This window comes from Microcoleus sp. Pol17C6, from assembly GCF_036701145.1.
GTDB lineage: Bacteria > Cyanobacteriota > Cyanobacteriia > Cyanobacteriales > Microcoleaceae > Microcoleus.
In genome coordinates, this window is record NZ_JAUBQH010000051.1 from 33,852 (window position 1) to 48,035 (window position 14,184).

A 14,184-nucleotide genomic window follows, 5' to 3' on the forward strand; every position below is an offset into this window, starting at 1 on the left:
TACGCAGTGCATTGCCTCGATTGTACGAGGCTTCGTAGGAATCTGGTTTGATTTCTAAGGCTTTGTCGTAGGAAGATATCGCTTCTTCCCCTCTTCCTAAATCATCCAGCGTATTGCCTCGATCATACCAGGCTTGGTATGAATTGGGTTTGAATTCTAAGGCTTTGTCATAGGAGGCTATTGCTTCTTCCAATCTTCCTAAATCATCCAGTGCAATGCCGCGATAGTACCAGGCTTCGTCATAATCGGGTTTGATTTCTAAGGCTTTGTCGAAGGAGGCTATCGCTTCTTCCCATCTTCCTAAATTACCCAGTGCTTTGCCACGATTGTTCCAGGTTACGTGATAATCTGGTTTGATTTCTAAGGCTTTGTCATAGGAGGCTATCGCTTCTTCCCATCTTTCTAAATTAGCCAGTGCAATGCCGCGATAGTACCAGGCTTCGTCATAATCGGGTTTGATTTCTAAGGCTTTGTCGAAAGAGGGTATCGCCTTTGTATATTCTTTAGCATAGCCATACAATAAACCTTGTTCATAAAACAATTCTGCTTGTTGTTCGGGTGTTTGCCCATCCTCATCAATTAAAGATTGAATCCTCACCAATTCCCGTTTTCTTTCTGGGAAAGTCAAAGCTAGATAATCTTCTCGCTTCCCTCTTTCGGAACAAGCCTGCCTTGATTCTAGTTGCAGCAGTTCTTTATCCATTGATAACTTAAATAAACTCGAACGCCAATCAAAGAAATCCGGGGTTCGCTGGATCAAATAATTAACTGCAAAACGAGGCAAAATAAACACAAAACAAATCTTAAAATCATCTCTAAACCTTTCCCGCTGCTGGTTTAAATTAATTAAAACAGGCGGCACACCCCGCCAACTATAAGAATAAATATCCTTGCTTTCCCATCCGATTTCTCTTTTTTCTTTTTCATATTCATACAGTGAATATTCTAAGCCTTTCACAAACAGGATATTAATTGCATCTCGTTCTGGCAAATCTTCAATTATGTTATAAAAGTTATAAACCGACTCATCCAGCGCTAAAGCTTCAATCTTTTTCTGTGGCACATCCCCTTGAACTTTCGGAATCAAGCGTTCACCTTCTGCCGGCGAACACTCAACAAACAACAACCGGAAACCATTTGTCCGTTTGAGAGTGCGTACCAGAGTTTGATATTCTTCCTCTGGTTCTGCTGGCGGTAAATCGGCCTCCCAATCAATTATTTCTGGCGTCATGGCTCAAGTTGTGCAAGACTATCTTTAAATTGCTTAATTCCTTTAATCAGCGGATGAACATCATACCAAGGCTGCATTTCTCCTTCTTCATCATAGTATCGGTATTCCAAAATACAGCGGCTAAACAATAAATCGCGGTGCTGTTCATCGTTCAGTATGCGCTGAGTTTGGGAGACTTTCGCTAAGATTTGCCATTCGCCTTCTTCAGGAGTTCTGCGGTAGACATCTCGCGCTTGAGTAATTGCCCTTTGCGCTGCTTTTACAGTAATTGGCAAATCCTCGGTGCGAGTTATTGCTTCTTGCATCATCAACAGCAAATTTCTGACGTGACCCCCACTCATCAAACACAGGCGTTCTAGAGTTTCTCGACTGTCAAACAATCCTGTTTCTAAAGATTGATTCGGATTGACTTGTTTTACCCGCTTTTCAATCAACTCTTTGATTTTAGCAAGTCCCGCTTCGTTGGTGCTGCCGTCTGGATTCTGCACCATAATCATCGGCAACACTTGCGGGTCGTTATAATTATTGATTAACTCAGTAGCGCGGTTAGAATACACCATAGAAATCGGTATGGTGTAAATGACATGACAATCTAAAGCTTTGAGTTGTTCAGTGCGGTCTAAAAAGATTTCGTCGAGATTGCTGCGTTTCCCGTCTTGGGAAAACGGCACAATTCGGTCTAAATTATCGGCAATCACTGCAAGTTGCGAAGATTTATCCGGCAAGTTTTTTTTAGCATCAACAATAAACTCATTCAGCGCATCAATCAGCGTCGTTGTGTGGGGATTAATTTTATCTCGAATTTTTTGGCGCAGACTCGGTACGGTTCTGACATTCGCCGTCAGTTTGGCAAACTGAGCAATTTGCGACTCTAAGCTCAATGTTTCAAAAGACACTTCGGTTAGCGCTAAATCTTTCAAATCTTCCCACCTATCTCGCATCCAATCGCGTAAAGGTTTAGAGTTCGCATTTCTGAGTTCTTCTAACAAATGTCTGGTGCAAGCTAGCAAAATATCAGTATATTCAGTATCTTCGGGATTAATATCTTGTTCGTCAGCCGCGAAATAGACTACAAAGCAGCCTTGATTTTGCAAATATTCCTGAAGTCGCAGCAATTCTGTTGACTTTCCCGCACCGCGATGTCCAGCATACAACTGACAAGTCATTCGCTGCGATAGCTTAATCTTTCTGCCCAAATCTTCGATAATATCGCCATCTCCTCGCACTTCCCGACAGTCAACATACTGCGGATCTCCTGCTGGTAAAGGATAGAATGGGTCAAAAGCATTGTAGAGGTTTGTTAGTAATTTTTCTGACTCTTGAGTCATAATTGGATATTATTTTTATAGTTTTAAATTATTTTTTCAGCACTTACGCACTAGGACCAAAGAAACCGGGTTTTTTAGCGAATCTGCGCGTTACAACGAAGTATTTTTGTAAAAAATCCGGTTCCTGATCCCCCATGCGTAAGTCCTAAGAATGCTGCTGCAGCCTATTTTTAAGCTTGATATTTTTTCAAAATTGCGACTTTTTCGGGGAAGATTTCGATCGCCATTTTGTCATCATAACGAGTCGCGAGCGATCGCCTCACCTCGCCCAAAAACAGCGGCTGCGACAGCCCCGGTTCAGGATGTACAACTGTACGAACCCGGATTGTCATGTAGTCTCTGCCCCGCCCAGAGCGCCCTGGAGAGTACAAATCCGCAGCAGCTTGCTGCATCGTTGCTTCTAATTCCGATTCCGTGATCGTAGGTGGCACAGTAACTACTGTTTGAGCGCCGCCAGTATCGTAAACTAAAGAATAGCGAACTGCACCGGGAATTTCTGTGCGGGAAAACAGTCCCAAACCCAGACCGAATATACTCGCAGCAATTACTCCCATAAAGCTTGTCACTCCTACCAATCGGAAGCGAAAACCCCATTTGAAGATAAATGCTATAACTGTTAAAATAGCTAAAGCTCCTGTCAGAATTCCCGCCCATTGGGCGTACATTAAAAGGTTAGAATTTACGCTCATTTGTCAATTTGGTAATTGGTCATTTGGTCATTTGTCATGAGGCGTTTCGAGCCACAAGCAGATAAGTCATCATATCGCCTTTCCCCTTCACTGGAATCACGCCGCGCTCCTCAAAAACGTACTTATCCCGCAGGCGCTCGTAGGTAGCAACTGTCACCTGAATGCTGCCGGGGACACCTTGAGATTCCATCCGGGAAGCTGTATTTACCGTATCTCCCCACAAATCGTAAGTAAATTTTTTAGTACCGATTACCCCAGCTTCCACCGGGCCTGTGTGGATGCCGATGCGGATGCTGAGCGGCTGACCTCCCTTGGTACGTATCTTAGTCATCGCTGCTTGAATTTCCAGCGCCATTTCCGCGATCGACTCGGCGTGGTCGTCGCTGGGCGTCGGCAAACCGCCAACCACCATATAAGCATCGCCGATCGTCTTAATTTTCTCAAGTCCGTAGCGCTCGGCCAACTCGTCAAAAGCCGAAAAAATCTCGTTGAGCAACTCCACCAACTGAGCCGGCGATAAATGAGCCGAAAGCTTGGTAAAACCGACCAAATCGGCAAACATCACTGTCACCTCAGCGAAACTGTCTGCGATGGTAATTTCCCCGTGTTTCAGGCGCTGCGCGATCGCCTTGGGTAAAATATTTAACAGCAAACGCTCGGACTTTTCCTTTTCCTGCGCCAACTCATGTAAATACGCCTGTTCCTTATCCCGCAGCCGCTTCTTTTCCAGACAAGCGCTAATCCGAGCCTTGAGCAATACCGGATTGAACGGTTTAGAAAGATAATCCTCCGCCCCCAACTCTATACACCGGACGATACTGTCGATATCGTCCACCGCCGAAATCATAATCACCGGGATGTAGCGCAAATTGTCGTCCGCCTTCAGACTTTCGAGCACCTGATAGCCGTTCATTTGCGGCATCATAATGTCTAGAAGAACCAAATCAAAAGGAACGCTTCGCAACATTTCCAGAGCTTGGAGACCATCTTCAGCAACAGTCACCACATGGCCTTGACGCTGAAGTCGGCGGGCCAGCAAATCGCGGTTTACCTCATTGTCGTCAACAACCAGCACGCTGCCCTCGTCACCTTTCATGTCAGGGCCTCTTTCAGAAGAGTTTCAATTTTACCCAAAAGTCGGGGAAACTCGACCGGTTTAGTGTCATAGTCATTGCAGCCTGCAGCAAGACACTTTTCACGATCGCCCGCCATTGCGTGAGCCGTCAGCGCAATCACCGGAATCCTGCTAGTTTCAGGAGCCGCCTTAATTTGCTGCGTTGCTTGCCACCCGTCTAGAACCGGCAGACTCATATCCATCAGAATCAAATCCGGTACTTTCGCGAGCGCCATCGACACTCCCTCAGCACCGTCAACAGCAATAAAGACCTCGTGTCCCTTGCGGGCCAGACGCCTGGAAAGCATATCCCTGTTCATTTCGTTATCTTCGACCAACAGGATTTTAGCCATTGGTGTTCTCCTTGCCTTTCGAGTCGTACCTGCGATCGAACCTGTCATTGACTATAGAGCGAACATCGCGCAACAAACTATCGCAACTGTAGACTCCCTTTTGTAGCACCCGCTCGACGTAGCCGTTTAGCTGCTGGCTTTCGGCCGGTGTCAAGTTTTTCCCCGTGATCACAACAATCGGTATAGGATCTCCTGAATGCGATTTGCGAATTTCCCCGATCAACTCAAAACCATCCATTTCTGGCAACATCAAATCCAGTAATATCAGGTGCGGGCGAGCAACTTTTAGCCGATCGAGAGCAGCGCGTCCGCTGTCAGCTTCCGTTACTGCCCAGCCTTGTGTTTCTAGTACGCATCGCAGTATTTCGCGCGTGGCAACGTCGTCTTCCACAATTAGAATCTGACACAAATTGTTACTTGCAACGCCGTCTTGGTCGCGTCGGTACTTATTCAACAAGGCAGCCAGCCGTTTGCCGTCCACTGGTTTGGTGAGGTAGTCCGAGGCACCCAATGCAAAGCCGAGGCTTTTGTTGCCCACAAAGGATAGCAGGATTACGGGAATTTCGGCAAGGTCAGGATCGGCCTTCAGCGCTGAGAGTACCGCCCAGCCGTCCATTCCGGGCATGATCACGTCCAGGGTAATGGCGTCTGGCCGTAGTTGCTTAGCGAGCCGGAGAGCTTGCTCGCCACTGCCGGCGACTTCTACGTGCAGTCCTTGGCGACTGAGGGTGCGCTCGATCAAATCCCGCGATATCGGGTCGTCGTCAACTACCAGCACCGTACCGACAGCGGGCGCGTCCGGAGGGCTAGTGCTGTCGTGGACTTTGTTGGGGATTTCCGGCTGTTTGATGGCGCTGGGCAAGAGCACGGTGAAAGTGGTGCCTGCGCCCAAGGTGCTGCTGACCTCAATGCTGCCGCCCATCATCTGACAGAAGCGCTGGCTGATTGCTAGTCCCAAACCGGTGCCACCGTACTCGCGGGTAGTCGAGGCATCAGCTTGGGTGAAAGGTTGGAAAACTCGCTGCAATTGCTCTTGTGTCATGCCGATGCCGGTGTCGGCGACGCGGAAACTTAAAAATTCGGAGTTGGAAATTAAAATTTGGGAAGATTCCTCTTGATTTTTCATTTTTAATTGTTCATTTTTAATTCTTTCCACTCCGATCGCAATTCTCCCGTTTTTTGTGAACTTGGCAGCGTTGCTGAGCAAGTTAAGCAGCACTTGCCGCACTTTTGTCATGTCCGCGTGCATGGTGTCGAGGTTGTCTGGACAGTACACTTCTAGGGTATTACCGTTTTTCTCGACCAGTGGCCTGGCCGTGGCAACAGCACTTTCAATTAAGGTATGGATGTCGAAGCTTTCTAGGTAGAGCTCCATTCGGCCTGCTTCAATTTTAGAAATATCTAGGATGTCGTCAATCAGGGACAGCAGGTGTTTGCCGGCGCTGCAGATTTTTTCGAGGTCGGGGACGGATTCGCAACTGCCCAATTCTTCGGCTTCTTCTTGAAGCATTTCGCTGTAGCCGATGATGGCGTTGAGGGGTGTGCGAAGTTCGTGGCTCATGTTGGCAAGAAATGTGCTTTTTGCCCGGTTGGCGGATTCTGCTGCTTCTAGGGCCAACTGCATGGCGGATTCTGCCTGTTTGCGATCGGTGATGTCTTGGACTGTGCCTTCGTAGTACAAAACGCTGCCGTTTTCGTCGCAGATGCTGCGCGCGTTTTCGGAAATCCAAATCGTGCTACCGTCTCGGCGGTATATTTGGGATTCAAATTTTGACACTTGGTGGCGCGCGCGCAATTGGGCGATAAACTCGGCGCGCCGATTGGGGTTAACGTAAAATTGACGGTTGATATCGGTGAGTTCGGCGAGCATTTGGGTACAGGATTCGTAGCCGTAAATTCTGGCTAGTGCGCTATTGCCGCTGAGGTAGTGCCCGGTCGGCGTTGTCTGGAATATGCCTTCGACTGCGTTTTCAAAGATGCTGCGGTATTTTGTTTCGGATTGTCTCAAAGCTGCTTCTGCTCGCTTGCGCTCTAGGACATTGGCGAGCATTTCTCCTACCATTTTTAGCTGTGTGGATATTTCGGTTGCTAGACCTGCTGTTTGCTTTAAGCCATCGAATCCGAGAAATCCTACTAGGTTTTTACTATAAATTAGGGGAATAATTATCAGCGATTGAATATTTTTTATCTGTTTTTTTAATTCTAAATTATTTAGGGAAGCGTCACTCGAAGGTATTGAGGCGGTTGCTGTTTGATTGACTGTTTGGGATGGGGAGTCTGTCTGGAATTCGCCTGAATTTTGACCGATAAAATAGGCTATTTCGGCGATTGCTGGGGGCGGGAGTTCACCGATTTCTGGAATATAGATGTATTCGGCGCGATCGAGTTTTTCTGCGATCCAAGGGATTTGTGCGATGTCTATTTGTTTGTCGGTGCTGTCTTTGACTGCCGAAATGCTTTCGCCGCACCATTCGTAGGTTTTGTCGGCGCGGGTTTTGTCTTCTGATAACAGGTAGATGTAACTGCGGTTAAAGCCGCTCAAGGTGGCTATCGCTTCCAGGGTTTGAGCGATGCCTTTGTCTATTTCTGATAAGGGCTGGGTGATGAAATTGGTTGACAAACGGGCAATCAACTGAGCGAATTCTATTCGATACTGCAAAGATTGTTCTAGTTTTGTGAGTTCGGTAATGTCTCGAAAGCTCCAGACTCTACCGACTGTTTTCGCTCCGACTTTTGATGGCAACGAATTTAATTCAAGAATTTTTCCGTCTTTAAATTCTAATAATTCGCTGATTTGAGTCTCTGAATCTGCCGACACTTTGATCACGTTTTCGAGAAATCTTTGCGGGTATTTTAATTGTTCCCTGTCGAATGGGAATCCTGTTTTGAGCGTGTTTGTGAGTGTGCCGAAGGTCGATCGGCTCAACTTTCCTTGGCTGGCGGACAAACCCCACATCTCTAGAAAATTCTGATTATAATTACATATATTGCCGTTTCTGTCAACCGCCAGAATTCCTGCATCTGTAGATTTTAGAACTGCTTGCAGTATCGAGAGCGATTGCTTGTGTTCTCTAATGTCAAAAAACACCAAGACTGATATTTCGCTGCCCTCAACTGCGGGATGGAAAAAATAGGAAACGGGTAAAATATTGCCGTCGCGACACAAAAACTCGTCGTCCCAATTGCTGGAAGGTTGACTGGAAGCGATCGCCTCTTGTAAATCTAGTGTAGGTGCGATCGTCCCATCTTCACTCTTGCTGGGCGACTGTTTCGGAGCCGTCAAAACTTGGGATTTGTTGCCTTTATTTTGCTTCCCGATGCGCTCTAGCAGAGAAACGCCTGCAAGTTCCGATTCTCGCCACCCCAGCAAGCGTTCTGTCTCTGCATTCACCGAGATTACACAGCCCTTCGCGTCAAGGATACACAATCCCGCCCCCAAACTGTTGACAATCGCCCGCAGTCGATCGAATTCTGAAGCTGTTGGAGAGTCTTGAGGGGACTGGGGCGAGTCAGTTAAATCCTTTAATGCCACCGTCTCCGAGTTCAAGCAATCCTGCTGCTGAAGTTCTTGCTGACTCTGAGCTCCGTCATAGCTAAAACTTACCTGCTCTAATAAAAGCTGCCACTGCTCAGCAGTGGGAGGGGGAGACTCGCCGACTAAACCGAGCTGTTCGAGTTGGCGCTGGAGGTGGGGGTGCATATTTTCTGGCGCTTTGTAAGCAACTTTCTACAGTATATCTTTTTAATTAATAGTATATATACGTAGGTATACCGTTAGGGGACAAGTACGGGATCGAAGTCTATCACAGGTTTTATTGAGAAGCCGAGGGATCGTGTCTCCTCTCCAAAATCTTTCAAACTGCGCTAATTATAAATTCTCCGAACTTTTAAGGTTGGTCAACTAACCAATCCTCTGAATGTGGGCAGCACGCTCAAAAATAATAATATCATCTTATCAAGTCAATACTCAGGAAAGTTTGGGTAACGATACTACAAGCTTTACAGGGCAAGGCTCATAAAAAAGTCTAATTAATTAAATTCAAGATTAGGGTGGAGATGACATTGATTGAATTATCCACAGTCAATCAATGTCAAGCGAGAATAAGCCATTGGGCTATAGAAAAACTGTTCGGAATATTAATCAAGTGAACTTAGCCTCAAAAACTAGGTTGCAGCCAAAAAACTATCGCGGGCGCGGGTACTGGACAGGAAAATTTATTATTCCCATGCCAGCGGAAACGATTTCAGCACTTTTCCTATTTACTCATAAATTAATTAGGGTTATCTAACCCACCCTAATCTTCTACCTCTATAGCAATTCTAAATTATTTGGGAATTTATTATCCCCTCAGAAGGATGCGGCGAGGGTTGGGGTGGGTAAAAATTTTACGAATAACATAAAATTACTATATTTTAAAAAAACTTCTAAAAAACTAAGTTTATAATGTGAGGAATTATGTGCAAATTCTGCAGAGCTGCTAGCGAAAGAATCAGCCAATTGCAGAGGTAAACAAAAGTTGCAGGCATGGAAAAAAATAAGTGTCAAAAAAATATTAGTCGTCAGACTTTTCGGTTGAGATCGAAAGGTCTGTGAAAATAGCTGGCAGCCGAATGGTAAAAGTAGAACCTTTATCTAACTCGCTTAATGCAGTAATGTCTCCGCCCATCATTTCGCAGAATTTCTTAGTAATCGTCAGCCCCAAGCCAGTGCCGCCGTACTTTTTAGTAGTTGAAGAATCGGCTTGCGTGAAAGGCTCAAAGATTCTGGCTAACTGTTCGGGACTCATGCCAATGCCGGTATCTTTGACCGTAAAAATGATCCAATCTTGAGCGGAAGATAACAGAGACAAGCTATTTTCAGCTTGGCCACCTCCTCTATACGCTCCCAGTTTTTTGCCTTTGTTTGCAGCGTCGGCGGGGGTTTCGACGGATCGGGTAATGGCGAAGGTAATTGCGCCGGAGCAAGTAAATTTCGCGGCATTGCTGAGGAGGTTGAGCACAGACTGCCGGAGTTTAGTTTTGTCGGTGTGCATCGATCCAATATCCTCGGGGCATTGTATTTCTAGGATATTGCTATTTTTTTGTGCCATCGGGGCGATCGTGGCAACTACTTCCTCAACCAGAGTTGAAATGGTGAAGGTTTCAAGGTGGAAGTCGATGTGGCCTGCTTCAATTTTGGTCAAGTCGAGAATATCTCTAATCAGTGTGAGTAGGTGCTGGCCAGCCTTGTTAATTCTCTGGAGGTCGTCGATGAACTCTTCGGCACCAAGGTCTCGGGCGTCTTCTTGCAGGAGCTCGCTGTAGCCGATGATGGCGTTGAGGGGGGTTCTGAGTTCGTGACTCATGTTGGCGAGAAAAATGCTTTTGGATCTATTTGCAGCTTCGGCGGCTAATGCGGCCCGGCGGAATTCTTCGGAACGCAAGCGTTCGGTGATGTCGGTGGTCATGATTAAAACGCACTGAGTGCTGCCGAGGTGGATGAGTTCTACTGACATCAGCCAGTCGCGCACTTCGCCGGCTTTGGTGCGAATTTTGATTTCTTGGTTGCTGATCGAATTTTGTGATTGTAAAATCTGGGCGAGCCTCCCACCGTCTTCTGAATTGACAAACATTCCTAAGTCGCTGGGAGTGCGGCCGATAAATTCGTGCCGCAGCCAGCCTAATGAGCGCAAAAAGCTTTCGTTGGCATCAAGGAAGCATCCGTCTGTGAGGGTGCAGATGCTGATGCCGACTGGGGAGGCGTGAAAGGCCTTGGAAAATCTTTCTTCTGAAGAACGCAGGGCGGCTTCGGCTTGCTTTCTGTCTGTGATGTCTTGGACGGTGCTGGTGATGTAGAGGGAGGTGACGGCGGCTTGTTCGTAGACTGTGCGGTTGCTGCCGTCGGGGAGTATGAGCCTGTAGTCGATGCTGTAAGGCTGTTGCTGAAATAAAGCGGCTTCGATCGAGGTTTTGACTAATTCTCTGTCTTCAGGGTGTACGTATTCCAAGAAGGCTTCCAGGCTGGGTTCAAAAGTTCCCGGTTGCTCTCCCAGAATGCGGTAAATTTCCTCTGACCACCGCAATTGCTGGGCGTTGCGGTCTAAGTCCCAGTTGCCTAGCTGGGCGATGCGTTGGGCGTTAGCGAGGCTGGCTTCGCTGGCGCGCAGGGAGGCTTCTGCTTGGTGACGTTCGGCGACGGTGGCCGCTAAGACTAAGCCGGTGACGGCGATGACGGCGATGAAGGCTTGCAGGGATAACAGTGCTTGGGGGATACTGCTGGCGTGTTTGAGGAAGGGGCCGCTGCCTCGGGCGATACCCCAGATGGCGAAGCCGCAGAGGATGAGGTTGGAGAGGGCCGTGTAGCGCTGACCGAATCGAAAGGCAGCCCAAACTACGAGCGGAAATGGTAAGTATTCGAGGGGATAGCGGGCGTAGGCGGCGCGGGTGCGGGAGCAGAAGACGAGCCAGCCGAGTGCTAGTAGCAGCAGCAGCCAAATCGCTCGTTCAGCTATCTGTTTACGATGGGTGGGGACTTTGGGCAATTGTTGCCACGTCAGTAGCAGCGGGGCAACGAGCACAATTCCCATAGCGTCTCCCACCCACCAAGTCCCCCAAATCGTGCCAAAATTGCTCCAGCTAGATAAACCGGTCAGGCATACGACGATGCTGCCGATGGTGGAGTTGATCAGGGTAGAGCCCAAGGCTGCTAGTCCGACTATTCCTAAAACGTCTTTGAGCCGATCGAGCCTGGCGCTAAAGTTAATGCCCTGGAGTAGATAAGTTCCCGTCCACGCTTGCAGGGTCCTGGCGCCTGCCGAGATCAATGCCGTGCCGATGTTGGCCGACGGTACGCTCATGCTGAACAGGAAGCCTCCGATCGCGATTCCCGGCCACAGTTGTCGCCCAAACAGCAGCAGGGCGACTTGGGCAATTCCTGCGGCTGGCCACATCGGGTAAATTTCTGAACTGAGGGTGAGGGTGGAAATGGCGAATTGGGACGCCCAATAGTAGACCAGGGCGATCGCGCCTACTGCGAGGAAGTACCGCCAGGAATGTCCTTTGATTGCATTAAGGAACTTTGTCTGCATGGTCGTTTGGGGAAAAGGTGGACGGTTGTTGGGGTCTCAGTAGGTGGCACGGGACAGGCACAGGGTAGAGAAAATGTTTCTATTAGGTGATGGTAGGTCATGGGTGGTAGGTAGTGGGAGAAGCTTTTGAGCTAACTTTTTGTGGTGCCGTTGAGGGAGCGTTTTTTTTGTTCCATCAAATCTACCCATGAATTTCGGGAGTATCGCTTTTTTGTAAATATATCTCTAATGGCTAAGCAATTGGTTTGTAAATTTTTGGTTTTTGTTAAAAATTTATTACCGAGCGACAGCGGGTGTCTTTTTGTGTCTGGCGATCGTAACTCTATTCACCCTAACATCTTGCATCACGATCGATAATACCTACCATACCTAAAATACAAATAAGAGCGACGTAAAATCTCTGTTTTTACGTCTGTTTGGCGCAAGCAACACGGTTTCTGATTAGAAGTGCAGACGGTAGTGATTTTCACTAGATTTTTAACCAATCAATCGAGGCTTTCAGTCTTTCGCTCGAATACAGTGAAAGCGGATAATTTACAGACAACAAAAAATATTTTTTATTGTCTATTTCTCTTTGGCTGTTGCAATATCTAAGGTTAGTGTCAAACGCTCTTGAGATTCTTTAAGAGCGTCTTGGGGGTTGCGGCCCAGAAGGGTTGCCTCTATGGCGCGACCGAGGTTTTCTGATAGGCGGGAGTAACCTGATATAATGGGTCGCGCTCTGGCTGAGTTCATTTGTTCTAAAAATACTCGCAAAACAGGGTTTTTTTCCACAAAGCTTTGATAAGCTTGGCTCTGTCTCGATTTTAAGTTAATGGGTAAATAACCTGTTCCTAATGCCCATGCTGTTTGGAATTCTTCACCTATAACGTATTCTAAGAATACTAGGGCTGCTCGCTCTCGTTCTGGCGAAGTTTTCATTAAAAATAGGTTTTCACCCCCTACGACGGCGGCAGGGCGTTTGAGGATCGGTAAAGGCATTGCTCCGTAGTCGATCGCGCTTTGCTGCAACTGTGCTAGCGTCCACGGCCCGGTGATTTGCATGGCCACTTTCCCGGCGATGAAATTGTCGAGTTCGTAACCGCGTTCGGGTGCTGACAATATTGCTGAACCTTCTTTTAACAAGTCGCTCCACAATTCTAAGGCGGCGTGAGAACCGGGATTATCTATTTGGGGTACAGGACTTTGAGGTATTTCGCCTTTGAGTTCGCCGCCTGCGCTGAACATGAATGGCAGCCACGTAAATACTGTCCATTCTCCTTTGCCTAGGGGGAGCACTATGCCGTGTTGGTCTGTGCGGCCGTCTCCGTTGGTGTCTTGCGTGAGCGATCGGGCTGTTTGCTTTAATTGCGGCCAATTCTTCGGCACTTCTTTGATTCCTGCTGCTGCAAATAAGCTGGGACGGTAAAAGATGGCGACGTTGTTTGTCGCTAGGGGAACTGACCAAGTGTGTCCGCCGAGTTCCATTGACTCGAAGAGTGCCGGGTAGATTTCGGCTTTCCGGGGCGATTTGTCTAGCCACTTTTCTAAGGGTTCAATTGCGTTTAGTTCTGCTAGTTTTCCTGAAATTGTGGCAGCATTCCACAGCAAATCCGGCGGTGCGTTTCCAACTATTGCTGTTAGTATTTTTGGCAGTTGTTGGTCGGGCTGACCGATGTAAACTGGTTTGATCTGGATGTTGGGATGCGTTTTATTGAATTGGTTTGTGAGGGTTTGAAATACGTCGCGGTTTGGTGGAGGATTGATGCCGTGCCACAGTGTGAGTTCGATGATCGGTTCGCCGTTTTTTGAGGCTGGGGTTGTGCTGTTTTGACAGCCGCTTAATATTAGCAGATTTAAGGTAATTAAAATGCCGATCGCTAGTTTGAGTGGTCTTTTAATTGCTTCGGATAATTTGGATAATATCATTTTTTAGTTAGATTCAGGGAAGAAGATTTTTTTAACCGCAGATGAACGGGGATGGACGCGGATAGTTAGATGTTGGTAAAACGAGCTAAATCTAGAAAATCTGCTGGTAGCTGATTTCTCTCTCCATCCGAGGTGTTTTGAAACAAAACTGTGAAAGCTCCTGCTCCTAGTCTATCTTGCGGCAACATCCGATAGCAAGGAATTTCTGTCAGGTGCGATCGATATTTTTCTAAAAGAGGAACAGTGACTGGCCCAAATTCGGGGAATTAGGTTGACAGCCATTCGCTGACTTGTTCATTTTCTGCGGTTGAATAAGTGCAGGTCATGTATACAAGATAACCTTGGGGCGCTACAATTTTAGCAGAATTGGCGAAAATTCTTTTTTGGCGGTTGGCATTGCTATTGATGGTGACATGACTGTCGGGGCGACAAGTCGTCTATAACGCTGATAGAATAAGCCTCATAGCTCTTATGCCTTGTTGATAATTAGGTAG

Annotated in this window: 9 protein-coding genes; all 9 read right to left on the reverse strand. The window is 47.3% G+C overall.

What is annotated here, in order from left to right:
• A partial coding sequence (locus QUA25_RS21810) for a tetratricopeptide repeat protein (protein WP_333041232.1) occupies window positions 1-1,231 on the reverse strand: 1,231 nt, incomplete at its 3' end.
• A complete protein-coding gene (locus QUA25_RS21815; RefSeq protein WP_333041233.1) occupies window positions 1,228-2,559 on the reverse strand; it encodes an ATP-binding protein in 1,332 nt (443 codons plus the stop codon). The genes QUA25_RS21815 and QUA25_RS21810, both read right to left, overlap by 4 nt.
• 170 nt (window positions 2,560-2,729) lie before the next feature.
• On the reverse strand, window positions 2,730-3,248 hold the full coding sequence (locus QUA25_RS21820; RefSeq protein ID WP_333041234.1) for a Ycf51 family protein: 519 nt from the start codon (window positions 3,246-3,248) through the stop codon (window positions 2,730-2,732).
• A gap of 34 nt (window positions 3,249-3,282) precedes the next feature.
• Window positions 3,283-4,344: an adenylate/guanylate cyclase domain-containing protein gene (locus QUA25_RS21825; protein ID WP_333041235.1), complete on the reverse strand. Its 1,062-nt coding sequence runs from the start codon at window positions 4,342-4,344 to the stop codon at window positions 3,283-3,285.
• Window positions 4,341-4,715, reverse strand: a complete 375-nt coding sequence (locus tag QUA25_RS21830) for a response regulator (protein WP_015177895.1) — start codon at window positions 4,713-4,715, stop codon at window positions 4,341-4,343. Before QUA25_RS21830 ends, QUA25_RS21825 begins: the two co-directional genes overlap by 4 nt.
• Window positions 4,708-8,415 (reverse strand): response regulator, encoded by a 3,708-nt coding sequence (locus QUA25_RS21835; RefSeq protein ID WP_333041236.1) that lies wholly within the window; start codon window positions 8,413-8,415, stop codon window positions 4,708-4,710. Before QUA25_RS21835 ends, QUA25_RS21830 begins: the two co-directional genes overlap by 8 nt.
• Window positions 8,416-9,268: 853 nt before the next feature.
• Window positions 9,269-11,782, reverse strand: a complete 2,514-nt coding sequence (locus QUA25_RS21840; protein ID WP_333041237.1) for an MASE1 domain-containing protein — start codon at window positions 11,780-11,782, stop codon at window positions 9,269-9,271.
• 564 nt (window positions 11,783-12,346) lie between these two features.
• Window positions 12,347-13,690 (reverse strand): ABC transporter substrate-binding protein, encoded by a 1,344-nt coding sequence (locus QUA25_RS21845; protein WP_333041238.1) that lies wholly within the window; start codon window positions 13,688-13,690, stop codon window positions 12,347-12,349.
• A 266-nt stretch (window positions 13,691-13,956) separates the two neighbouring features.
• Window positions 13,957-14,097, reverse strand: coding sequence for a hypothetical protein (locus QUA25_RS21850; RefSeq protein WP_333041239.1), 141 nt, complete (start codon window positions 14,095-14,097; stop codon window positions 13,957-13,959).
• Between the last annotated feature and the right edge of the window lie 87 nt (window positions 14,098-14,184).

Excerpts from the sequence above, each read along its gene's own strand:
- QUA25_RS21815 (WP_333041233.1), bottom strand. The coding sequence starts at position 2,559 with ATGACTCAAGAGTCAGAAAAATTACTAACAAACCTCTACAATGCTTTT.
- QUA25_RS21820 (WP_333041234.1), bottom strand. The coding sequence starts at position 3,248 with ATGAGCGTAAATTCTAACCTTTTAATGTACGCCCAATGGGCGGGAATT.
- QUA25_RS21825 (WP_333041235.1), bottom strand. The coding sequence starts at position 4,344 with ATGAAAGGTGACGAGGGCAGCGTGCTGGTTGTTGACGACAATGAGGTA.
- QUA25_RS21830 (WP_015177895.1), bottom strand. The coding sequence starts at position 4,715 with ATGGCTAAAATCCTGTTGGTCGAAGATAACGAAATGAACAGGGATATG.
- QUA25_RS21835 (WP_333041236.1), bottom strand. The coding sequence starts at position 8,415 with ATGCACCCCCACCTCCAGCGCCAACTCGAACAGCTCGGTTTAGTCGGC.
- QUA25_RS21840 (WP_333041237.1), bottom strand. The coding sequence starts at position 11,782 with ATGCAGACAAAGTTCCTTAATGCAATCAAAGGACATTCCTGGCGGTAC.
- QUA25_RS21845 (WP_333041238.1), bottom strand. The coding sequence starts at position 13,690 with ATGATATTATCCAAATTATCCGAAGCAATTAAAAGACCACTCAAACTA.